Annotated in this window: 17 protein-coding genes and 1 pseudogene; 8 read left to right on the forward strand and 10 right to left on the reverse strand. The window is 59.5% G+C overall.

Going from position 1 to position 22218, the window contains the following annotated elements; all coding sequences use genetic code 11:
- Positions 1 to 389, forward strand: a pseudogene (locus tag MUW49_RS15805) (IS4 family transposase); the annotation flags it as partial.
- A 210-nt stretch (positions 390 to 599) separates the two neighbouring features.
- Here MUW49_RS15805 and MUW49_RS15810 read toward each other — a convergent pair.
- Positions 600 to 1283: a B3/4 domain-containing protein gene (locus MUW49_RS15810; protein ID WP_039039002.1), complete on the reverse strand. Its 684-nt coding sequence runs from the start codon at positions 1281 to 1283 to the stop codon at positions 600 to 602.
- 335 nt (positions 1284 to 1618) lie between these two features.
- Here MUW49_RS15810 and ycaO point away from each other — a divergent pair, with 335 nt between their 5' ends.
- The 3 genes from ycaO to pflB all read left to right on the forward strand — a co-directional run bounded on the left by ycaO (position 1619) and on the right by pflB (position 6934).
- A complete protein-coding gene (gene ycaO / locus MUW49_RS15815; RefSeq protein WP_103260004.1) occupies positions 1619 to 3379 on the forward strand; it encodes a 30S ribosomal protein S12 methylthiotransferase accessory factor YcaO in 1761 nt (586 codons plus the stop codon).
- Positions 3380 to 3761: 382 nt separating this feature from the next.
- The gene (gene focA / locus MUW49_RS15820) at positions 3762 to 4610 is read left to right on the forward strand and encodes a formate transporter FocA (protein ID WP_200164719.1); all 849 of its coding nucleotides are present in this window, start codon (positions 3762 to 3764) and stop codon (positions 4608 to 4610) included.
- Between the two features lie 41 nt (positions 4611 to 4651).
- Positions 4652 to 6934: a formate C-acetyltransferase gene (gene pflB, locus MUW49_RS15825; RefSeq protein WP_010674504.1), complete on the forward strand. Its 2283-nt coding sequence runs from the start codon at positions 4652 to 4654 to the stop codon at positions 6932 to 6934.
- Positions 6935 to 7642: 708 nt separating this feature from the next.
- On the opposite strand, the gene MUW49_RS15830 is transcribed toward pflB, so the two are convergent.
- Positions 7643 to 8098, reverse strand: coding sequence for a YcgN family cysteine cluster protein (locus MUW49_RS15830; RefSeq protein WP_103859296.1), 456 nt, complete (start codon positions 8096 to 8098; stop codon positions 7643 to 7645).
- 519 nt (positions 8099 to 8617) lie between these two features.
- On the opposite strand from MUW49_RS15830, the gene MUW49_RS15835 reads away from it, so the two are divergent.
- Positions 8618 to 9598, forward strand: coding sequence for an IS5-like element IS5 family transposase (locus MUW49_RS15835; protein ID WP_234915625.1), 981 nt, complete (start codon positions 8618 to 8620; stop codon positions 9596 to 9598).
- A 269-nt stretch (positions 9599 to 9867) separates the two neighbouring features.
- Here the strand turns inward: MUW49_RS15835 and sucD are convergent, their stop codons facing one another.
- The 8 genes from sucD to sdhC all read right to left on the reverse strand — a co-directional run bounded on the left by sucD (position 9868) and on the right by sdhC (position 19448).
- Positions 9868 to 10740 (reverse strand): succinate--CoA ligase subunit alpha, encoded by an 873-nt coding sequence (gene sucD / locus MUW49_RS15840; protein ID WP_005300222.1) that lies wholly within the window; start codon positions 10738 to 10740, stop codon positions 9868 to 9870.
- A complete protein-coding gene (gene sucC / locus MUW49_RS15845) occupies positions 10740 to 11906 on the reverse strand; it encodes an ADP-forming succinate--CoA ligase subunit beta (protein ID WP_005300220.1) in 1167 nt (388 codons plus the stop codon). Before sucC ends, sucD begins: the two co-directional genes overlap by 1 nt.
- A gap of 106 nt (positions 11907 to 12012) precedes the next feature.
- Entirely contained in the window at positions 12013 to 13206 is a 1194-nt protein-coding gene (gene odhB / locus MUW49_RS15850) for a 2-oxoglutarate dehydrogenase complex dihydrolipoyllysine-residue succinyltransferase (RefSeq protein WP_041211356.1), read from the reverse strand.
- An 87-nt stretch (positions 13207 to 13293) separates the two neighbouring features.
- Entirely contained in the window at positions 13294 to 16104 is a 2811-nt protein-coding gene (gene sucA, locus MUW49_RS15855) for a 2-oxoglutarate dehydrogenase E1 component (RefSeq protein WP_010674498.1), read from the reverse strand.
- Between the two features lie 114 nt (positions 16105 to 16218).
- The gene (locus tag MUW49_RS15860) at positions 16219 to 16935 is read right to left on the reverse strand and encodes a succinate dehydrogenase iron-sulfur subunit (RefSeq protein WP_010674497.1); all 717 of its coding nucleotides are present in this window, start codon (positions 16933 to 16935) and stop codon (positions 16219 to 16221) included.
- A 17-nt stretch (positions 16936 to 16952) separates the two neighbouring features.
- Positions 16953 to 18719 (reverse strand): succinate dehydrogenase flavoprotein subunit, encoded by a 1767-nt coding sequence (gene sdhA / locus MUW49_RS15865; RefSeq protein ID WP_103858742.1) that lies wholly within the window; start codon positions 18717 to 18719, stop codon positions 16953 to 16955.
- 1 nt (position 18720) lies between these two features.
- Positions 18721 to 19065 carry a succinate dehydrogenase, hydrophobic membrane anchor protein gene (gene sdhD / locus MUW49_RS15870; protein WP_010674495.1) on the reverse strand — a complete coding sequence of 115 codons (345 nt, stop codon included), beginning with the start codon at positions 19063 to 19065 and terminating at the stop codon, positions 18721 to 18723.
- Positions 19059 to 19448 carry a succinate dehydrogenase cytochrome b556 subunit gene (gene sdhC, locus MUW49_RS15875; protein WP_029314418.1) on the reverse strand — a complete coding sequence of 130 codons (390 nt, stop codon included), beginning with the start codon at positions 19446 to 19448 and terminating at the stop codon, positions 19059 to 19061. Before sdhC ends, sdhD begins: the two co-directional genes overlap by 7 nt.
- 423 nt (positions 19449 to 19871) lie before the next feature.
- Between sdhC and MUW49_RS15880 the strand changes: the two genes are divergently transcribed.
- The 3 genes from MUW49_RS15880 (at position 19872) to MUW49_RS15890 (ending at position 22188) form a co-directional block, all read left to right on the forward strand.
- Positions 19872 to 21158 carry a citrate synthase gene (locus MUW49_RS15880; RefSeq protein WP_103858741.1) on the forward strand — a complete coding sequence of 429 codons (1287 nt, stop codon included), beginning with the start codon at positions 19872 to 19874 and terminating at the stop codon, positions 21156 to 21158.
- Between the two features lie 93 nt (positions 21159 to 21251).
- The gene (locus MUW49_RS15885; protein ID WP_042863768.1) at positions 21252 to 21566 is read left to right on the forward strand and encodes a DUF4377 domain-containing protein; all 315 of its coding nucleotides are present in this window, start codon (positions 21252 to 21254) and stop codon (positions 21564 to 21566) included.
- Positions 21567 to 21663: 97 nt separating this feature from the next.
- Positions 21664 to 22188: a GNAT family N-acetyltransferase gene (locus tag MUW49_RS15890; RefSeq protein ID WP_103858740.1), complete on the forward strand. Its 525-nt coding sequence runs from the start codon at positions 21664 to 21666 to the stop codon at positions 22186 to 22188.
- The last annotated feature ends 30 nt before the right edge of the window (positions 22189 to 22218 follow it).

The raw sequence follows: 22218 nt of genomic DNA on the forward strand, positions 1-22218 counted from the left end.
TCGAGCTGGGATACCGGGATATCAAAAGCGCGATGCAGCACAACGCCATCACGCTGAGAAGCAAGAAAGTGGACTTGGTCTATCAGGAGCTGTGGGGATTGCTGCTTGGATACAATCTGGTCAGGCGGGAGGCCAGCCAGGCCGCCATAGCCCATCAGCGAGCGCCCAATGAGGTGAGCTTTAAGTTTGCCTGTCAGTTCATCGCGAACCAGATGGCAGTGATGGCGGGCGCGTTATCGCCAGCCCATACGCCACGGAGGTTGGCGGAGTTGCGGGGCTGCATAGGCGTCATGTTCATAGAAAAACGCCCCAGGCCATCGAGACCCAGGGCGGTGAAGATATCAAAGACCCGTTTTCCGGTAAATCGCAATGCGGCTCCGCTTAAGTGAACAGCATTGCGGGTACACCGGCCCCGACGTGGCAAGCTCCAGGGGACGATGTCAGCCCGGCGTGTTGCCGTGTTCCTCTGCTTGCTGATGTGTTCGCAGGCGGTGGGTAAAGGCGGGCGGCACAGACGTGGCATGGCGAGCAAGATCCTCCCCATGACCGCCCGGGCGAGCATGAGGCGCCTCCTTTTATCTTTTCGTCTGCTCCTTCAATCACTCCACCAGCGTCTGCTCGATGCGGGCCCCAGGCATCATCTGCGTAAGACCGGCAATCAGCCTGTCGCCGGCCTCCCACAAGGCCGTGCGCGGCATCGGCGGCAGACACTCCAGAATGAACCACATCCGGGGGGAAGAGAGGCTCAGGCGAGTGCGGATCCCCTGGCGCCAGTTCCAGCGGCGACAGGTGACGCCGAGATCGTCCCGCCACACCACCTCTCCGGGAGCCGGTGCCTCCTGGGTTGGCAGCCCTTCTTTGAGGGTGTCAAAGCATTCGCTGCCATCGGCAATCACCAGGCGCGGCGCTCCCACATAGGCCGCCAGATCCTCCCCGCCCACGGGAATGGCATACTCGATGCTGATGGCGTTGTAGAGATCGACCACGGGATCGATGGCGGGCAAGACGCCATCGCGCAGCACCCGCTTGCGCAGTGCCTGGGCCGAGCAGGGCGTGCGGGCAGGCTTGGCGCCAAACCCCTTGAATACCTGATCCCAGGCGGCCAGATGTTCAAGGGCCCAGGGGGCCTCGTCGGTGCCAAGGGCCGCACATGCCCGGGCCAGGGCCCGCTCCCCCACCAGAGTGTCAATCACGGGGGCGGCTTCCACCACGATGCTGAGGGCACAAAAGCCCGGCGCCAACCTGGCTATCTCGGGGTCGATACGGGGGATCATCGGGAACATTCAGCACTCCTGGTCAAGGTTCATCAAGACGGGGGGGCGGAACGGGCACGGGCGTTCCCCTCTTTTCCTCCCCCCACCAACGGTTGACGCCATGATGAAGGGCACAGGGTCATAATAAAATTTACTTTATCTTAATTGTGTTAAGTAAAACTGATGGCCCAACCCTCTTTCCCATGAAAAATCACCGCCCCGCAGCGCACCGCCCGGCCCCACTACCACACCCCGCCCATCCAATGCAGACCAGGGCAAGCCCACACCATTGCCCTGGCCGCTTTCCCCGTCACTCATGCTATTATCTGCGTCCAAACATGAGCCCATAAAATCAGGATATTGTGATGACCGACCACACTTTTATTCCCGGCAAGGACGCAGCGCTGGAAGACTCCATCGAACGCTTCCAGACCAAGCTGCAAGCCCTGGGGTTTGATATCGAAGAGGCCTCCTGGCTCAACCCCGTGCCCAACGTCTGGTCCGTGCACATCCGGGACAAGGAGTGCGCCCTCTGCTTCACCAACGGCAAGGGTGCCAGCAAGAAGGCGGCGCTCGCCTCCGCCCTTGGCGAGTATTTCGAGCGTCTCTCCACCAACTACTTCTTCGCCGACTTCTACCTAGGCGAGCAGGTCGCCAATGGCGACTTCGTCCACTACCCGAACGAGAAGTGGTTCCCCATCGAGGGGGATCAGCTTCCCACAGGTCTGCTCGACTCCTTCACCCGCAAGTTCTACAACCCGGACGGTGAAGTGACCGCCGACATGCTGGTGGACCTGCAATCCGGCAACGAGGAGCGCGGCATCGTCGCCCTGCCCTTCGAGCGTCAGTCCGACCACCAGACCGTCTACATCCCGATGAACATCGTCGGCAACCTGTATGTCTCCAACGGCATGAGCGCCGGCAACACCCGCACCGAAGCCCGCACCCAGGGGCTGTCGGAAGTGTTCGAGCGCCACGTGAAGAACAAGATCATCGCCGAGGCCATCAGCCTGCCCCAGATCCCGGGCGAGGTCATCGCCCGTTACCCCGGCATCAAGGCGTCCATCGATGCACTGGAGGCCGAAGGCTTCCCCATCTACAGCTTCGATGCCTCCCTCGGCGGCCGTTATCCGGTCATCTGCGTGGTGCTGCTCAACCCGAGCAACGGCACCTGCTTTGCCTCCTTCGGCGCCCACCCGCGCTTCGAGGTCGCCTTCGAGCGCACCGTCACCGAACTGCTGCAAGGGCGCAGCCTCAAGGATCTGGACGTCTTCGTGCCGCCGTCGTTTGACAACGAGCAGGTGGCGGATCACCACAACCTGGAGACCCACTTCATCGACTCCTCCGGCCTCATCAGCTGGGATCTGTTCAAGGAAGAGTCCGACTTCGAGTTTGCCGACTGGGACTTCCGTGGCACCTCGCAAGAGGAGTTCGACCACCTGATCGGCATCTTCCACGAGCTGGAGCAGCCGGTCTACATCGCCGACTACGAGCACCTGGGTGTCTACGCCTGCCGTATCCTGGTGCCCGGCATGTCCGACATCTATCCGGTGGAAGATCTGCTGCTGGCCAACAACACCATGGGGGCCCACCTGCGGGAAACCATCCTGGCGCTGCCGGCGCTCGAGTGGGACGCAGAGCAGTACATGGCCCTGTTCGACCAGCTGGATGAAGAGGGTCACGACGAGCGGACCCGGGTGCGCGAGCTGCTCGGCATCGCCGCCGCCAAGGGCACTGCCCTGCACACCCTGCGCGTCGGTGAGCTCAAAGCCATGCTGGCGCTGGCCGCAGGCGACCTGGAGAGCGCCCTCGACCTCATCGACTGGACCATGGAGTTCAACCAGTCGGTGTTCCCGGCCGATCGCGCCGCTTACTACCGCGCCCTGCGCGCCTGCGTCGAGCTGTTCCTGGACGAGGATCGCGACCCCGAGCAATACCGCCCGGTATTCGCCCGCATGTTCGGGGAAGAGACCCTGGCACAGGCCTGGGCCAATGCCCGCGGCGAGGCGCGCTTCCACGGGTTGGAAGCCGCCGATCTCTCCCTCTCCCAGTTCCCGCTGCACCAGAAACTGCTGGCCGCTTACGAGAAATTGCAAAAAGCCAAACGAATCCATACCTGGAACTGATATGCTAGTGTGACGAAGGGGCCTTATGGCCCCTTCTGTTTTATGGTCTACGCTTTGGCTGGCCTTTATTCAAAGATGAAATAAAAGACAAAAAATACCTCTTAGGGGGTTGTTAATTTGATGCCCATGGTGCAGGGGTTCCGCAAAGGTGCCTTGCCGGTACTTTTTTAGAGATGCCGTTTATAAGTTCTTAAAAATCAGAATATTAATAAATTTTTCACTTCTGTTTCACCTGAAACCTGGTGTAAAGAGAAGCTTCCGGACGACGAAAAATCCTGTAGTAAAATTACATTCACAATCTGTAATTCTTGATCGGAGTCAATTTTGGGGATCTGCCCCTTTGTTATGATTTCCACAGGCAAAATATGCAGGTACATGAGAATTGAAAGCAGAATCACCCTTTGATTGTCTCAAGCCCGAAGCCATCGCCGCACTGGCCGAAGACATTACCTATGCCAAGGCCACCAAGCCCGCATACAAGACTATTCCTCTGGCCATCACGGCAGGCGCCTTCATCGCCATCGCCTTCGTCTTCTATATCACCGTCACTACCGGCTCAAGCGGCATGTCCTGGGGTATGGCCAAGCTGGTCGGTGGTCTCTGCTTCTCCCTCGGCCTCATCCTCTGTGTGCTGCTCGGTGCCGAGCTGTTCACCTCCACCACCCTGACCCTGGTGGCCAAGGCGGCCAATCGAATCAGCTGGGCCCAGTTGCTCAAGAACTGGGGACTGGTCTACTTCGGCAACCTCATCGGCGGACTCATCATCGTCGGGCTCATCATCATGTCGGCGGAATACACGGCGGCGGATGGCCAGTGGGGGCTGAACGCCATGAAAGTGGCCCAGCACAAGATCCACCACACCTTCTTCGAGGCCGTGGCCCTCGGCATCCTCTGCAACCTCATGGTGTGTCTCGCCGTGTGGATGGCCTTCGGCGCCCGCAGCGCCACCGACAAGGTGATGGTGATGCTGCTCCCCGTCGCCATGTTCGTGGCCTCCGGTTTCGAGCACAGCATCGCAAACATGTTTATGATCCCGGTCGGTATCGCCATCCACAGCGTCGCGAGCCCGGAATTCTGGCAGGCCATCGGCCAGGATCCGGCGACCTTTGCCGACCTGACCGTGTCCAACTTCGTCCTGCACAACCTCATCCCTGTCACCATAGGTAATATCATTGGTGGTGGCGTCATGGTTGGGCTGACTTACTGGTTTATCTTCCGTCGCCATCATTAAGGATGGCGGCAGACACATAAATACCTTGAGAGGTAATGAAAATGGCAGAACTTAACGAACAGTTCCAAAAAGCATGGGAAGGCTTCGCAGCCGGTGAATGGCAGACCTCTGTCAACACCCGTGACTTCATCCAGAAGAACTACACCCCGTATGAAGGTGACGAGTCCTTCCTGGCTGGTGCGACCGAAGCCACCACCAAGCTGTGGGACAAGGTCATGGAAGGCATCAAGATCGAGAACCGCACTCACGCGCCGGTCGATTTTGATACCGACCTGCCCTCCACCATTACCGCTCACGATGCCGGCTATATCGACCAGAGCCTGGAGCAGATCGTCGGTCTGCAGACTGACAAGCCGCTCAAGCGCGCCATCATCGCCAACGGCGGTATCAAGATGGTCAAGACCTCTTGCGAAGTGTACGGTCGCCAGCTTGACCCCATGGTCGAGAAGATCTTCACCGAGTACCGCAAGACTCACAACCAGGGCGTGTTCGACGTCTACACCAAAGACATCCTGAACTGCCGCAAGTCCGGCGTCATCACCGGTCTGCCGGATGCCTACGGCCGTGGCCGTATCATCGGTGACTACCGTCGTGTTGCCCTGTACGGTATCGACTTCCTGATGGCCGACAAACTGGCCCAGTTCAAGTCCCTGCAGGCCGATCTGGAAAACGGTGTCAACCTGGAAGCCACCATCCGTCTGCGCGAAGAGATCTCCGAGCAGCACCGTGCCCTGGCCCAGATGAAGGTGATGGCTGCCAAATATGGCTGCGACATTTCCGTACCGGCCAAGACCGCCAAAGAAGCCGTCCAGTGGACCTACTTCGCCTACCTGGCGGCGGTCAAGTCCCAGAACGGCGCGGCCATGTCCTTCGGTCGTACCTCCAGCTTCCTGGACATCTACATCGAGCGTGACCTGCAAAAGGGTCTGATCACCGAGCAAGAAGCCCAGGAGCTGATGGACCACATGGTCATGAAGCTGCGTATGGTTCGCTTCCTGCGTACCCCGGAATACGATTCACTGTTCTCCGGCGACCCGATGTGGGCCACCGAGACCCTGGCCGGTATGGGCGTTGATGGCCGTACCCTGGTCACCAAGAACAGCTTCCGTATGCTGAATACCCTGTACACCATGGGCCCGTCCCCTGAGCCGAACCTGACCATCCTGTGGTCCGAGAAGCTGCCGGTCGGTTTCAAGAAGTACTGTGCCAAGGTATCCATCGAGACCTCTTCCGTTCAGTACGAGAACGACGACCTGATGCGTCCGGACTTCAACAACGATGACTACGCCATCGCTTGCTGTGTGTCCCCGATGATCGTCGGCAAACAGATGCAGTTCTTCGGTGCCCGTGCCAACCTGGCCAAGACCATGCTGTATGCAATCAACGGTGGTATGGACGAGAAGCTCAAGATCCAGGTCGGTCCGAAGACCGAAATGGTCACCTCCGAGTACCTCGACTACAACGACGTGATGGACAGACTGGATCACTTCATGGACTGGCTGGCCAAGCAGTATGTCGCCGCCCTGAACATCATCCACTACATGCACGACAAGTACAGCTACGAAGCCTCCCTGATGGCGCTGCACGACCGTGACGTCTATCGCACCATGGCCTGCGGTATCGCCGGTCTGTCCGTAGCCGCTGACTCCCTGTCTGCCATCAAGTACGCCAAGGTCAAGCCGGTACGTGATGCCGATGGCGTCTCCATCGACTTCGAAATCGAAGGCGAGTACCCGCAGTTCGGCAACAACGACGCTCGCGTCGATGACATCGCCTGCGACCTGGTCGAGCGCTTCATGAAGAAGATTCAGAAGCTCAACACCTACCGTGGTGCCGTGGCTACCCAGTCCGTGCTGACCATCACCTCCAACGTGGTGTACGGCAAGAAGACCGGTAACACCCCGGATGGTCGTCGCGCCGGTGCGCCGTTCGGCCCGGGTGCCAACCCGATGCACGGTCGTGATCAGAAGGGTGCCGTTGCTTCCCTGACGTCCGTCGCCAAGCTGCCGTTCGCCTACGCCAAAGATGGTATCTCCTATACCTTCTCCATCGTGCCGAATGCCCTGGGCAAAGACATGGAAGCCCAGAAAGCCAACCTGGCCGGCCTGATGGATGGTTACTTCCACCACGAAGCCAACCTGGAAGGTGGTCAGCACCTGAACGTCAACGTGATGAACCGTGAAATGCTGCTGGACGCCATGGAAAACCCGGAGAAATATCCGCAGTTGACCATCCGCGTATCCGGTTATGCCGTTCGCTTCAACTCCTTGACCAAGGAGCAACAGCAAGACGTCATCACCCGTACCTTCACCGCTTCTCTGTAATAGCGTCTCGGTGAAACAAAACCGGCGCCCAGGCGCCGGTTTTTTTATGGCTGTTTGGCAGTGTGCAAGCCGCTTCCCACCTCCCAGGCCCGCTGGCTCGTGGGCTCTGACCCGCAGGCTCGGCCAGACGTTAGCCTCCTAACGCCCCTCTCTATGATGCCCCTCTCCACTCCCCTCCTGCGCTTGATGCACGGATGTGCCCACCGGCACTCAGGTACTCAGGTACTCAGGTACTCAGGTACTCAGGTACTCAGGTACTCAGGTACTCAGGTACTCAGGTACTCAGGTACTCAGGTACTCAGGTACTCAGGTACTCAGGTACTCAGGTACTCAGGTACTCAGGTACTCAGAAAAGCAGAGCAGAGCCATGCTCGACCACCACGAGTTTTGCATAGCAACCTCGATCTATTCCCTCTCCCCTTGGGAGAGGGTCAGGGTGAGGGGAAACCACTCTACATCGCTAGCAAGCGCCAGAAAGCAACAAGGGCTGCAGAGTGTGCTCTGCAGCCCTTGTGTCATGGATGCGGTTTAACGGGTGCTGGCTGCGTCAGGGGCGACCTCTCACGACTTCACGATGCTTTCATCTCACCATGAAGTTTCAAACTGCCTTTATCGCAAAAAACTGATCACTTATATGCCAAAAACAACAGGGGCAGAGAAGTCTCACTCCCCTGCCCCTATAGTAAGAAATAAACGGTGGTTTAAGGCTTAGCTCGCCCAGGTGATGATATGGTCGGCCCAATCGCCGGCATGTACCTCATGGATCACCTTGCCGCGCACCGACTGGCCAGCCTGATGCATGGCGCTGCGGCTGCCGGTGATAAGGGGATGCCACTCTGGCAGGCTCTGCCCCTCAGCCAGCAGGCGATAGGCGCAGGTGGAGGGCAGCCAGTTGAACTCGGCAATCTTGTCGTGGGTGATCTGCAGGCAGTCCGGCTCTTTCTTAAAGCGGTTGCCGTAGTCGGAGCACTGGCAGGTCTTGGTATTGAGCAGGTTGCAGGCCACGTTGGTGAACACCAGCTCCTCGGTGTCCTCGTCGATCAGCTTGTTCAGGCAGCACTTGCCGCAGCCGTCGCACAGGGACTCCCACTCGGCTGTGGTCATCTGTTGCAGGCTTTTTATCTGCCAAAAGGGGGCGCTCTGCACGGGTTCACTCTGCTGCATAAAAGTTGACTCACTCAATACACTGACAAGCGCGTGGTTATACGCCCTATGGCCCGATTTTTCAAGGTTGGTGGCGGTTTCGCCTATGAACTCTAGGTCGGTATTCTGGAACAGATCAACGATCCCCACGTTACTCACATCGTCTTTTACAGCAAGACCGATTTACCCAATCAAGGCTAAGCCTGCCATGCACTGCGAGCAAAGCGAAATGCCGTAAGCCCGGCGCCTTTGCCTGCGACATGCAGACTATTGGGTCCGCATTTTTATGACGCAAGTGATAGCCAGCCCTGATAGCGAGGAACGTTGTGCAAGGGTCAATAAGCGGGAGCTAACCCGGGTTCAGCATGACCCTTTGACCTGGACGGAGGAGGCATTAGCAACCACCGTGGCCGGCTTATTGCCCAAAACGGCGGCAGATTGATTCACCAGCGAAACAGCATCAGCCAACTTGGGAAGGTGCGAACAAGTCCCTGATATGAGATCATGTTTGTCATCTGGAGCCATGAAAAAGGGTTCATCATGAGTCATCAGCTCACCTTCGCCGACAGTGAATTCAGCAGTAAGCGCCGTCAGACTAGAAAAGAGATTTTCTTGTCCCGCATGGAGCAGATCCTGCCATGGCAAAACATGGTGGAAGTCATCGAGCCGTTTTATCCCAAGGCTGGTAATGGTCGTCGGCCCTATCCGCTGGAAACCATGCTGCGCATTCACTGTCTGCAGCACTGGTACAACCTGAGCGATGGCGCGATGGAAGATGCTCTGTACGAAATCGCCTCCATGCGTCTGTTTGCGCGGTTATCCCTGGATAGCGCCTTGCCGGACCGCACCACCATCATGAATTTCCGCCACCTGCTGGAGCAGCATCAACTGGCCCGCCAATTGTTCAAGACCATCAATCGCTGGCTGGCCGAAGCAGGCGTCATGATGACCCAAGGCACCTTGGTCGATGCCACCATTATTGAGGCACCCAGCTCGACCAAGAACAAAGAGCAGCAACGCGATCCGCAGATGCATCAGACCAAGAAAGGCAATCAGTGGCACTTTGGCATGAAGGCCCACATTGGTGTTGATGCCAAGAGTGGCCTGACCCACAGTCTGGTCACCACAGCGGCCAACGAGCATGACCTCAACCAGTTGGGTAACCTGCTGCACGGTAAGGAGCAATTTGTCTCAGCCGATGCCGGCTACCAAGGAGCGCCACAGCGCGAGGAGCTGGCCGAGGTGGATGTGGACTGGCTGATCGCCGAGCGTCCCGGCAAGGTAAAAACCTTGAAACAGCATCCACGCAAGAACAAAACGGCCATCAACATCGAATACATGAAAGCCAGCATCCGGGCCAAGGTGGAGCACCCGTTTCGCATCATCAAGCGGCAGTTCGGCTTCGTGAAAGCCAGATACAAGGGGCTGCTGAAAAACGATAACCAACTGGCGATGTTATTCACCCTGGCCAACCTGTTTCGGGCGGACCAAATGATACGTCAGTGGGAGAGATCTCACTAAAAACTGGGAATAGCGCCTTAAATGGCGAAGAAACGGTCTAAATAGGCTGATTCAAGGCATTTACGGGAGAAAAGATCGGCTCAAACTGAAAAAATGAAATGACTGAGTCAGCCGAGAAGAATTTCCCCGCTTATTCGCACCTTCCCTAAAGCAAGGAACACTCTGACGCCGTGTAAATAAAACTACTTCTTGGCGATCCCGCTATCACTAACCTCCATATAAAATGCCGCCCTAGGGCGGCATTTTGCTATCTGAGATAACAGGCTAACTTACCAGCCGGTTACTTCACGCAGGGCCTTGCCGATATCGGCCAGGGAGCGCACGGTTTTCACGCCGGCATCTTCCAGGGCGGCAAATTTCTCGGCCGCGGTGCCTTTGCCACCGGCGATGATGGCGCCCGCATGACCCATGCGCTTGCCAGCCGGGGCGGTGACGCCCGCGATGTAGGAGACCACCGGCTTGGTGACGTGGGCCTTGATGTAGGCAGCCGCGTCCTCTTCGGCGTTGCCGCCGATCTCGCCGATCATCACGATGGCTTCGGTCTGCGGGTCATTCTGGAACATCTCCAGAATGTCGATGAAGTTGGAGCCCGGGATGGGGTCGCCACCGATACCGACGCAGGTGGACTGGCCGAAGCCCTCATCCGTGGTCTGCTTGACCGCTTCATAGGTCAGGGTGCCGGAGCGGGAGACGATGCCCACCTTGCCCGGCTTGTGGATGTGGCCGGGCATGATGCCGATCTTGCACTCACCCGGGGTGATGACACCCGGGCAGTTGGGGCCGATCATGCGCACGCCGGTTTCCTGCAGCTTCACCTTGACGTCCAGCATGTCCAGGGTCGGGATGCCTTCGGTGATGGTGACGATGAGCTTGATACCGGCATCGATGGCTTCCAGGATGGCGTCCTTGCAGAACGGCGCCGGCACATAGATGACGGAGGCGGTGGCGCCGGTGGCTTCCACGGCGTCACGGACGGTGTTGAACACCGGCAGGCCGAGGTGAGTGGTGCCACCCTTGCCGGGGGAGACGCCGCCGACCATCTGGGTACCGTAGGCAATCGCCTGTTCGGAGTGGAAGGTACCCTGACCGCCGGTAAAGCCCTGGCAGATCACCTTGGTGTCTTTGTTGATCAGAACGCTCATTATTTGGCCTCCGCTGCTTTTACCACTTGTTGAGCTGCGTCAGTCAGACTCGTTGCGGCGATGATATTGAGGCCGCTGTCGGCCAGTTTACGGGCACCCAGTTCGGCGTTGTTGCCTTCCAGACGCACCACCACGGGCACTTTCACCCCCACTTCCTTGACGGCGCCGATGATGCCTTCCGCGATCATGTCGCAGCGCACGATGCCGCCAAAGATGTTGACCAGCACGGCTTGTACCTTGCTGTCGGAGAGGATGATCTTGAAGGCCTCGGTCACGCGCTCCTTGGTGGCGCCGCCGCCGACGTCCAGGAAGTTGGCCGGGGAACCGCCATGCAGGTTGACGATGTCCATGGTGCCCATGGCCAGGCCCGCGCCGTTGACCATGCAGCCGATGTTGCCATCGAGCGCCACATAGTTCAGCTCCCACTGGGCGGCGTGCGCTTCGCGGGGGTCATCCTGGGACGGGTCGTGCATCTCGCGCAGCTTGGGCTGACGGTACAGGGCGTTGGCGTCGATGTTGATCTTGCCGTCCAGGCAGTGCAGGTTGCCCTTGTCGGTGATGACCAGGGGGTTGATCTCCAGCAGGGCGAAATCGCAGTCCAGGAACATCTGGCCCAGGCCCATGAAGATCTTGGTGAACTGCTTGATCTGATCGCCGACCAGACCCAGCTTGAAGGCCAGCTCGCGGGCCTGATAAGGCTGCGGGCCTACCAGGGGATCGATGGCCGCCTTGTGAATGAGTTCCGGGGTTTCGTGGGCGACTTTCTCAATCTCCACACCACCTTCGGTGGAAGCCATGAAGACCACGCGGCGAGAGCCACGGTCGACCACGGCGCCCAGGTACAGTTCCTTGGCAATGTCGGTGCAGGACTCCACCAGGATCTTGGTAACCGGCTGACCATTGGCGTCAGTCTGATAGGTCACCAGGTTCTTGCCGAGCCAGTTCTGGGCAAAGGCGCGGATCTCGTCCTTGCTCTTGGCCAGCTTGACGCCGCCCGCTTTACCGCGGCCACCGGCGTGGACCTGGCATTTGACGACCCAGGTGTTGCCGCCAATCTTGTCGGCCGCTTCGGCCGCTTCCTGCGGGGTGGCACAGGCATAACCTTCGGAGACCGGCAGGCCATACTCGGCAAACAGCTGTTTTGCCTGATATTCATGCAGATTCATAGATGCTCTATCCGTGTTGTAGGTATTTCCGTCCGGGGCTCGTGTTTCTCAATCCCCTGTGAATGGGGGCCTGGGCGGCCCCTCGTTATCTTTCAGTCACGCTTGCTCAGACATCCAGCAGCAGACGGGTCGGGTCTTCCAGGAGCTCCTTGATGGAGACCAGGAAGCCCACGGACTCGCGGCCGTCGATGATGCGGTGATCGTAGGAGAGCGCCAGGTACATCATCGGCAGGATCTCGACCTTGCCGTCGACGGCCATGGGGCGGTCCTGGATCTTGTGCATGCCCAGAATGGCGCTCTGGGGCGGGTTGATGATGGGGGTGGACATCAGGGAGCCGAACACGCCACCGTTGGTGATGGTGAAGTTGCCGCCGGTCAGTTCATCCACGGTCAGCTTGCCGTCACGGCCCTTGCCGGCCAGGTCTTTGATGGCCTTCTCGATGTCCGCCAGGCTCATGTTGTCGCAGTCACGCAGCACCGGGGTCACCAGACCACGGGGGGTGGAGACGGCGATGCTGACGTCGAAGTAGTTGTGGTAGACGATGTCGTCACCGTCCAGCGCCGCGTTCACTTCCGGGTAGCGCTTGAGGGATTCGACCACGGCCTTCACATAGAAGGACATGAAGCCGAGCTTGATGCCGTGCTTCTTCTCGAAGATCTCGCCGTACTGCTTGCGCAGCTTCATGATGGGCGCCATGTTGATCTCGTTGAAAGTAGTCAGCATGGCGGTGGTGTTCTTGGCCTCCAGCAGACGCTCGGCGATGCGCTTGCGCAGACGGGTCATGGGCACACGCTTCTCGGTGCGACCGGCCAGCGGCGCGACCGGTGCGGCAGCCACGGGAGTGGCAGCAGTCGGCGCAGCCACCGGAGCCTTGCCCAGATTCTTGATGAAGGCTTCCACGTCTTCCTTGGTGACACGACCACCCTTGCCAGTGCCGGTCAGCTTGGCGACGTCGATGTCATGCTCGGCCACCATGCGGCGCACGGAAGGGCTCAGGCCATCGGCAGCGTCATCGGCCACGGCTTCCACCGGCTTTTCGCTGGTCGCTTCACCAGCAACGGGGGCCGGCTTGAGCATGGCGATCAGCTGGCGGGAGAGCACGGTGGCCCCTTCGCTCTGCAGGATGTCGCCCAGTACGCCGGCTTCCGGCGCGGGCACTTCCAGCACGACTTTATCGGTTTCGATGTCAACCAGCACTTCGTCACGGGCAACCAGATCACCCGGTTTCTTGTGCCAGGTCGCGATGGTGGCATCCGCCACTGATTCCGGCAGGTCCGGTACCTTGATCTCGATAGTCATGTAATCAGTTCCTTGTTACTTCTTGGCCAGCAGGCTTGTTCCAGGTCAGAGAGGATCCCGACACGGGCCCTCTCATCCACAACTCGTTCATTCCAGGGTAAGGGCGTCTTCCACCAGGGCTTTTTGCTGCTTGGCGTGGACGGACATGTAACCGACAGCCGGTGAGGCCGAGGCCGGGCGACCGGCATAACGCAGACGGGCATGGCTTGGCAGCACGCTGTCGTAGTGATGACGGGTGCTGTACCAGGCGCCCTGGTTCTGCGGCTCCTCCTGACACCAGACGAAGTCGGTGACATGGCTGTAATCGGCCAGGATGGCGCGCACTTCCTCTTCCGGGAAGGGGTAGAGCTGCTCGATCCGTACCAGGGCCACGTCCTGCTGCTCCGCCTTGCGACGGGCATCGAGCAGGTCGTAGTAGACCTTGCCGGAGCAGAAGACCACGCGCTTGACGCCTTTGGGATCCAGCGCATCGATTTCGCCGATGGCGTTCTGGAAGGTGCCCTCTGCCAGCTCTTCGAGCTTGCTCACCGCCAGCGGGTGGCGCAGCAGGGATTTGGGCGTCATCACGATGAGCGGACGGCGCATGGGGCGCACTACCTGGCGACGCAGCATGTGGAACACCTGCGCCGGGGTGGAGGGCACGCACACCTGCATGTTGTGCTGGGCGCACATCTGCAGGTAACGCTCCAGACGGGCGGAAGAGTGCTCCGGGCCCTGACCCTCGTAACCGTGGGGCAGCAGCATGGTCAGGCCACACATCCGGCCCCACTTCTGCTCGCCGGAGGAGAGGAACTGATCCACCACCACCTGGGCGCAGTTGGCGAAGTCACCGAACTGGGCTTCCCAGATGGTGAGACCGGCCGGCTCCGCGCTGGCGTAGCCATACTCGAACGCCAGGACCGCGTTCTCGGTCAGCACGGAGTCGTACACCTCGAACGGGCCCTGCTCGTCATGCAGGTTGCACAGCGGAGTGTAGGTGCTGGCATCGGTCTGACTGTGCAGCACGGCGTGGCGATGGAAGAAGGTACCGCGGCCGGAGTCTTCCCCGGTAAAGCGAATGCGGGATCCCTTGTCCACCAGGGTGGCGTAGGCCAGAGTCTCGGCGAAGCCCCAGTCCACCAGCTTCTCACCGGCGGCCATCAAGCGACGGTCTTCGTAGATCTTCTCGACCTGACGTTGCAGCACATGGGTCGCCGGGTACTGGCTGATGCGCTCACCCAGGGCCTTCAGATGATCCATGGGCACAGTGCTGTCATAGGCCATGGCCCAGTCGTGACCCAGATACGGCGTCCAGTCCACGGAGTGCAGCTCCATGGGGCGCCACTCCTTGCTCACCCGCTCGCCCCGATCCAGGGTGTCGCGATAGTCGTTGACTAGCGTGGTGGCCAGCTCCGGCGCGATGGCTCCTTCGGCGATCAGCTGATCGGCGTAGATCTTGCGCGGGGTCGGGTGCTGCTTGATCTTCTGGTACATCAGGGGCTGGGTCGCGCTCGGCTCGTCAGCCTCGTTGTGGCCGTGACGACGGTAGCAGACCAGCTCGATCACCACGTCGCGCTTGAAGGTGTTGCGGTAATCCAGGGCAATCTGGGTCACCAGCACCACGGCTTCCGGGTCATCCCCGTTGACGTGCAGCACAGGGGCCTGCACCGCCTTGGCGATGTCGGTGCAATATTCGGTGGAGCGCAGGTCACGGATATAGGAGGTGGTGAAGCCCACCTGGTTGTTGATGACGATGCGCACCGTGCCGCCCACGCCATAGGCACGGGTCTGGGACATGTTGAAGGTCTCGGCAACGACCCCCTGCCCCGCGATGGCGGAGTCACCGTGGATGGTGATGGGCAGGACGCTGGAGCCGTCCTTGTCACCGCGACGGTCCATACGGGCACGCACGGAGCCGATGACCACGGGGTTGACGATCTCGAGGTGAGACGGGTTGAAGGCGAGCGCCAGGTGGACGTTGCCGCCCGGGGTGGCGAAGTCGGAGGAGAAGCCCATGTGGTACTTCACGTCCCCTGTGCCCCAAGATTCGCCGTGCTTGCCGGCAAACTCGTCGAACAGGTCCTGGGCGCGCTTGCCCAGCACGTTGATGAGCACGTTGAGGCGACCACGGTGGGCCATGCCGATGACGGCTTCCTTGCAACCCTGCTCACCGGCGCGGCGAATAAGCTCTTTGAGCATGGGCACCATGGCATCGCCCCCTTCCAGGGAGAAACGCTTGGCCCCCGGGAACTTGGCACCCAGGTATTTTTCCAGCCCTTCGGCGGCGGTCAGGCTCTCGAGGAAGCGGGTCTTCTCTTCGAGGGTATAGTTGCCCTTCCCTTCGATGGATTCCAGCCTGTCTTGCAGCCAGCGCTTCTCCTCGGTGGAGGTGAGGTGCATGTAGTCGGCGCCGATGCTGCCGCAATAGGTTTTCTTCAGCGAGGCATACAGATCGGAGAGCACCATGGTCTCGCGACCGATGGCGTAGGAGCCCACATTGAAGGTGGCCTCCATGTCTGCACCTTGCAGGTTGTGGAAGGCCGGATCCAGCTCGGCGACCGGCTCGCGCTGCCACAGACCCAGGGGGTCCAGGTTGGCGTTCTGGTGACCGCGGAAGCGGAAGGCGTTGATCAGTTGCAGTACGCGAACCTGTTTGGCATCCACCTGGGGATCGGAGACGGGAGCGCTGTAACGGGAGGAGTCCTTGGCCAGGCGGCGGAAATAGTCGCGAACCTGGGAGTGGGGTTGTTCTACTGCATGTCCGTTGACCTGGGGCAGCGACTGGAACAGGCTGCGCCATTCGTCGGCAACGGAGTCGGGGTTTTCCAGGAAGGATTCGTACAAATCCTCAATGTAGCTTGCATTCGCACCAGCCAGGTGAGATGACTCCAACCAGGCCTTCATCACGCCGTTATGCATTTCTATCCCTTGTACATCTTGTTCGCTGCACTGCAGCTTATAGGGTCATAGCCATCCCGGGGCGGGATGGCTATCCAGAGGTCGGGCCCGGCGCAAGGCGCCCTGGCCCCGATACTACACGGCCCGGTTGAGCAACATCGACTTGATCTGACCGATGGCCTTGGTCGGGTTCAAGCCCTTGGGACAGACGTTCACGCAGTTCATGATGCCGTGGCAGCGGAACACGCTGAAGGCGTCATCCAGGTTGCCCAGTCGCTCACTGGCCGCAGTATCGCGGCTGTCCGCCAGCCAGCGATAGGCGGCGAGCAGGCCGGCCGGACCGATGAACTTGTCCGGGTTCCACCAGAAGGAGGGGCAAGAGGTGGAGCAGCAGGCACAGAGTATGCACTCGTACAGGCCATCCAGCTTGGCGCGCTCTTCGGGGGATTGCAGGTGCTCACGCACGGGCGGCAGTTTTTCGTCGTTGATGAGGAAGGGTTTGACCTTCTCCCACTGGGTGTAGAACTGGGTCATGTCGATCACCAGATCCCGGATCACCGGCAGACCGGGCAAGGGCCGAATGACGACCTTGCTGCCCTTCTTCAAGAGATCGGAGAGCGGCGTGATGCAGGCCAGACCGTTCTTGCCATTCATGTTGAGACCGTCAGATCCACATACCCCTTCGCGGCAGGAGCGGCGGAAGGCGAGCGTGGGATCAAGCTCCTTGAGCTGGATCAGTGCGTCGAGCACCATCATGTCGGAACCTTCAGGAATATCAAGACGATAATCCTTCATATACGGGACGTTATCAACGTCCGGATTGTATCTGTAGACAGAGAATGTGACGTTCATTGTGCTTGGCTCCGCAATCAGTAAGTCCGGACCTTGGGCGGGAACGCCTCACGGGTCTTGGGTGACATGTTGACAGCGCGACGGGTCATGGACTCGGTGTCCGGATGATAGAGGCTGTGGCACAGCCAGCTCTCATCGTCACGCTCCGGGAAGTCGAAGCGGCTGTGGGCGCCACGACTCTCGGTACGGAAGTTCGCCGCCACCGCGGTGGCATAGGCGGTCTCCATCAGGTTGTCCAGCTCCAGGCACTCGATGCGCTGGGTATTGAACTCCTTGGAGGTGTCGTCCAGACGGGCGTTCTTGAGACGCTCGCGGATGAGTTTCAGCTCGGCCAGCCCTTCTGCCATGGCATCCCCTTCCCGGAACACGGAGAAGTTGTTCTGCATGCAGCGCTGCAGGTCCTTGCGGATCTGGGCCGGGTCTTCCCCGTCACGGTTGTTTTCCCAGCGGTTGAAGCGCTCCAGCGCCTTGGCGATGTCGGCGTCGGTGGCTTCCGTGCCGTGCTCCATCGAGCCCAGGGTCTCCACCAGGTGCATGCCGGCAGCACGACCGAACACAACCAGATCCAGCAGCGAGTTGCCGCCCAGACGGTTGGCACCGTGCACGGAGACGCAGGCGATCTCGCCCACCGCGAACAGACCGACAACCGGCACGTCGTTGCCATCCTTGTCCTGGGTCAGGCACTGGCCGTTCACGCTGGTCGGCACGCCGCCCATCATGTAGTGGCAGGTCGGGATGATGGGGATAGGCTCTTTGACCGGATCCACGTGGGCGAAGGTGCGAGAAAGCTCGCAGATGCCCGGCAGACGGGATTCCAGCACCTCTTTGCCGAGGTGATCCAGCTTGAGCTTGATGTGCGGGCCCCAGGGACCGTCGCAGCCACGGCCTTCGCGGATCTCGATCATGATGGAACGGGCCACCACGTCGCGACCGGCCAAGTCCTTGGCGTTCGGCGCATAACGCTCCATGAAGCGCTCGCCGTCCTTGTTCAGCAGGTAGCCGCCTTCACCGCGGCAACCTTCGGTCACCAGTACCCCTGCCCCGGCGATGCCGGTCGGGTGGAACTGCCAGAACTCCATGTCCTGCACGCCGACCCCGGCGCGCAGCGCCATGCCGACGCCGTCACCGGTGTTGATGTGGGCGTTGGTGGTGGACTGATAGATGCGACCGGCGCCGCCGGTGGCGAGCACGGTAGCCTTGGCCTTGAAGTAGACGACTTCACCGCTCTCCATGTCGATGGCGGTACAGCCGACGATATGACCATCCTGGTTCTTCACCAGATCCAGGGCATACCACTCGGAGAAGACGGTGGTCTTGTTCTTGACGTTTTGTTGATACAGGGTGTGCAGCAGGGCGTGACCGGTGCGGTCGGCTGCCGCCGCAGTGCGGGCAGCCTGCTCACCGCCGAAGTTCTTGGACTGACCGCCGAATGGACGCTGGTAGACGGTACCGTTGTCAAAGCGGGAGAAAGGCAAGCCCATGTTCTCCAGCTCATAGATGGCCTCGGGGCCGGTCTTGCACATGTATTCGATGGCTTCCTGATCACCGATGTAATCGGAGCCCTTGACGGTGTCATACATGTGCCACTGCCAGTTGTCGTCGTGGGCATTGCCCAGGGCGACCGTGATCCCGCCCTGGGCGGAGACCGTGTGGGAACGGGTCGGGAAAACCTTGGATAACAGGGCGCAGCTCTTGCCGGACTGGGCAATCTGCAGCGCGGCGCGCATACCGGCGCCACCGGCACCGATCACGACCGCATCAAATTCACGAGTTGGAATAGTCACCTTACACACCCCACAGCACGACGAAACCAGTCATCACATAGACAAACAGCACCACCACCAGCACAAACTGCAGCGCACCGCGCAGTCCGACCGGCTTGATATAGTCGGTCAGCACCTGCCACAGACCGATCCAGGCGTGGATCAAGACGCATACGAGCGTCAGCAGGGTGAAGACCTTGGTGAAGGTGTTGGAGAAGAAGCCGGTCCACACCTCGTAGGTGATGTCGTTGAACGCGACAAAGCCAACCAGATAGAGGACGTAGCACGTCATGATGAGGGCGGTGGCGCGGATCAGGATGTAATCATGAACACCGCTGCGCCCGAAAGTTGCAGAATTGGTTACCATACCAGTACCCCCGCCAATACCGCCAAAACCGCGGTGATCACGAAGGCCACACGGGCACTCTGATTACCGGATTCCAGCTCTTCCCAATAGCCCATGTCCATGACCAGGTGCCGCAGACCGCCCACGATGTGGTAAGCCAGCGCGGTCAGGATCCCCCACAGCACGAACTTGACCAGGAAGTTGTCCATGATGGCAACGACCGATTCAAATCCTTCGGGAGAGGCGAGTGAAGTACCAAGCATCCACAGCAAGATGGCCAATGCCACAAAGGTGATGACCCCTGAGACACGATGCAAGATGGAAGCGATGGCGGTGACAGGAAAGCTGATCGTCTGTAGGTCGAGGTTTACAGGTCTCTGTTTGTTTTTCACGGCTTTGCCCACTCAGCTCCATTGAGCACGTTAGTTATTGTTTTCACACGCTTTGAGGGCGAGGAGTGGCATTTGTTAGGTTTTTGTTACCAAAACAACTCAGGAAAGCCAAAAATAACATTTTCGATATCACATCTGGCTTTGCGAAAGCGTTTCAAACACCGACGACCATCACCCACGTGGCGCAGTATATCGGCGGCCTTAACCAATGACAATCAAATAGCTACACAGAAAATCCAAAACCGTAAACCAGATCTCACAACAGCTTTAACAAGTCATTAATGATCATCCAGCAAAATTGACAAAGACATGGTTCTCTGGTTCAAATAAGGCGCTCCAGCCGCCGTGGTACGGGTAAGAACCTTTGCCAGCGTCATAACAGTCGTAATAAAGTAGGGCTGGAACCAAATTATAAAAGAGCAAAGGAGACGTGCTATGGCTGATAAGATAGCCACCCTACATCTGCCCGGAAAAGAGCCGGTTGAACTGCCGATCCTCTCCGGTACCGTTGGACCCGATGTGATCGATGTCAGAAAGCTGGGCACGCAAGGATATTTCACCTTCGACCCCGGCTTCATGGCCACCGGTTCTTGCAAATCTTCCATCACCTACATCGATGGCGACCAGGGTGTCTTGCTGCACCGCGGTTACCCCATCGCCCAGTTGGCCACCCAGGCCAGCTACCTCGAAGTCTGCTACATCCTGCTGTACGGCGAGGCCCCCACCAAGACCCAATATGCGGAATTTGAACGTCTGGTCACCCGCCACACCATGGTGCACGAGCAGATCGCCTTCTTCTTCCGCGGCTTCCGCCGCGACGCCCACCCCATGGCCGTCATGTGCGGCGTGGTCAGCGCGCTGTCCGCCTTCTATCATGACGCCCTCGACATCAACAACGAGGAGCATCGCGAGATCTGTGCATTCCGTCTGCTCTCCAAGATGCCGACCCTGGCCGCCATGTGTTACAAGTACTCCATCGGCCAGCCCTTCATGCAGCCGCGCAACGCCCTCTCCTATGCAGGCAACTTCCTGCACATGATGTTTGGCGTGCCGACCGAAGAGTACAAGGTCAACCCCATCATCGAGCGCGCCATGGACCGCATCTTCACCCTGCATGCGGACCATGAGCAAAACGCCTCCACCTCCACCGTGCGTCTGGCCGGTTCTTCCGGTGCCAACCCGTTTGCCTGTATCGCCGCGGGGATCGCCTCCCTGTGGGGCCCGGCCCACGGTGGTGCCAACGAAGCCTGCCTCAAGATGCTCGAAGAGATTGGCTCCGTGGATCGCATTCCCGAGTACATCGGCCGCGCCAAGGACAAGAACGATCCGTTCCGTCTGATGGGCTTCGGTCACCGGGTCTACAAGAACCACGACCCCCGTGCCACCGTAATGCGCGAAACCTGCCACGAGGTACTGACCGAGCTGCAGATCAAGGATCCGCTGCTGGACGTGGCCATGGAGCTGGAACGCATCGCGCTGTCCGACCCCTACTTCATCGAGAAGAAGCTCTACCCGAACGTGGACTTCTACTCCGGCATCATCATGAAGGCCATCGGTATCCCCATGTCCATGTTCACCGTGATCTTCGCCATCTCCCGTACCATCGGCTGGATTGCCCACTGGAACGAGATGCACTCGGACCCGGATCAGAAGATCGGCCGTCCCCGTCAGCTCTACACCGGTCAGCCCCTGCGCGAGTTCGTGCCCCTCGACCAGCGCTGAGCCCGATCTGTCATGGTTTGTTACAAAGGCGGTCATTGACCGCCTTTTCTTTTGCAGGTTTAATCGCGCCCTTTTACGCCAAGGACATTCATCATGAAATCTCCCCTGCTCCTCAGCTCCGCCCTCCTGCTCAGCGCCTGCCAGAGCGCCCCGACCACCGAAACCCTCTATATCCAGGACAAGTTGGCAGACTGCGTCGGTGTCGCCCCCATGAAGTGCATGCAGGTGCGCAGTCAGCCGGGAGAGAACTGGAGCCTCTTCTATCAGCAAATCGAAGGCTTCACCTTTGAACCGGGCTTTCGCTATCAACTGGAAGTGAGCAAGGAGCAACTTGCCGATGTGCCGGCCGATGCCCCTTCCTTGCGCTACCAGCTGATCAAGGTCGTGAGCAAGGAGCCGGTTCGCTGACGAGTCGCTGACAGGTAACCCGGTTTCGTTTGTGTGCTCTCTGAGGTATGCTGTCACCCCTTTTTGCCACGGTTTGAGTACGGACCCGACCCGCATCATGATCACGATCCGCACCATCCGCACGCCAGACTGGCCCGCCATCATGGCCATCCAGCACGAGTGTTATCACCAGTTCGAACCCGAGCCCCTCGAGGTGATGCAGAACAAAACCGAGCTGGCCCCCGCCTGCTGCTGGGTGGCCGAGCGTCAGGGCAAGGTGCTGGGCTACCTGCTCTGCCACCCCTGGCGTGCCCACCAGCCCCCGCCCCTCTCGGTGCCGATGAAGGCGCTGGCCGGCCACGACGAGTTCTATCTGCACGATCTCGCTGTCTCGAGCAAGGCACGCGGCCTGGGTGTCGGACAGCGACTGCTGGCAAGGGCACTCGCTTTCGCGAGCCATGCTGGATATCGCCATGCAGGCCTGGTGGCGGTTCAGGATGCCCCCGCCTTCTGGCGCAAGCAGGGGTTTGTGCCCGCCGACACCGGCAAATCGCTGGTGGAGTATGGTGACGGGGCTGTCTATATGCGGTTGCCCCTGGCAGACAGCGGTCCCGAACCGGGAACCATCAGCAGAGTTCAATAAAAAGAGTTCAATAAAAAAGGCGCCTTTCGG

It is taken from the genome of Aeromonas sp. LsrichE-8G, assembly GCF_022869435.1.
Classification (GTDB): domain Bacteria; phylum Pseudomonadota; class Gammaproteobacteria; order Enterobacterales; family Aeromonadaceae; genus Aeromonas; species Aeromonas caviae.

Coding starts and splice junctions, on each gene's coding strand:
- MUW49_RS15810 (WP_039039002.1), bottom strand. CDS start 1,283: ATGTTCCCGATGATCCCCCGTATCGACCCCGAGATAGCCAGGTTGGCG.
- ycaO (WP_103260004.1), top strand. CDS start 1,619: ATGACCGACCACACTTTTATTCCCGGCAAGGACGCAGCGCTGGAAGAC.
- pflB (WP_010674504.1), top strand. CDS start 4,652: ATGGCAGAACTTAACGAACAGTTCCAAAAAGCATGGGAAGGCTTCGCA.
- MUW49_RS15830 (WP_103859296.1), bottom strand. CDS start 8,098: ATGCAGCAGAGTGAACCCGTGCAGAGCGCCCCCTTTTGGCAGATAAAA.
- MUW49_RS15835 (WP_234915625.1), top strand. CDS start 8,618: ATGAGTCATCAGCTCACCTTCGCCGACAGTGAATTCAGCAGTAAGCGC.
- sucD (WP_005300222.1), bottom strand. CDS start 10,740: ATGAGCGTTCTGATCAACAAAGACACCAAGGTGATCTGCCAGGGCTTT.
- sucC (WP_005300220.1), bottom strand. CDS start 11,906: ATGAATCTGCATGAATATCAGGCAAAACAGCTGTTTGCCGAGTATGGC.
- odhB (WP_041211356.1), bottom strand. CDS start 13,206: ATGACTATCGAGATCAAGGTACCGGACCTGCCGGAATCAGTGGCGGAT.
- sucA (WP_010674498.1), bottom strand. CDS start 16,104: ATGCATAACGGCGTGATGAAGGCCTGGTTGGAGTCATCTCACCTGGCT.
- MUW49_RS15860 (WP_010674497.1), bottom strand. CDS start 16,935: ATGAACGTCACATTCTCTGTCTACAGATACAATCCGGACGTTGATAAC.
- sdhD (WP_010674495.1), bottom strand. CDS start 19,065: ATGGTAACCAATTCTGCAACTTTCGGGCGCAGCGGTGTTCATGATTAC.
- MUW49_RS15880 (WP_103858741.1), top strand. CDS start 19,872: ATGGCTGATAAGATAGCCACCCTACATCTGCCCGGAAAAGAGCCGGTT.
- MUW49_RS15885 (WP_042863768.1), top strand. CDS start 21,252: ATGAAATCTCCCCTGCTCCTCAGCTCCGCCCTCCTGCTCAGCGCCTGC.
- MUW49_RS15890 (WP_103858740.1), top strand. CDS start 21,664: ATGATCACGATCCGCACCATCCGCACGCCAGACTGGCCCGCCATCATG.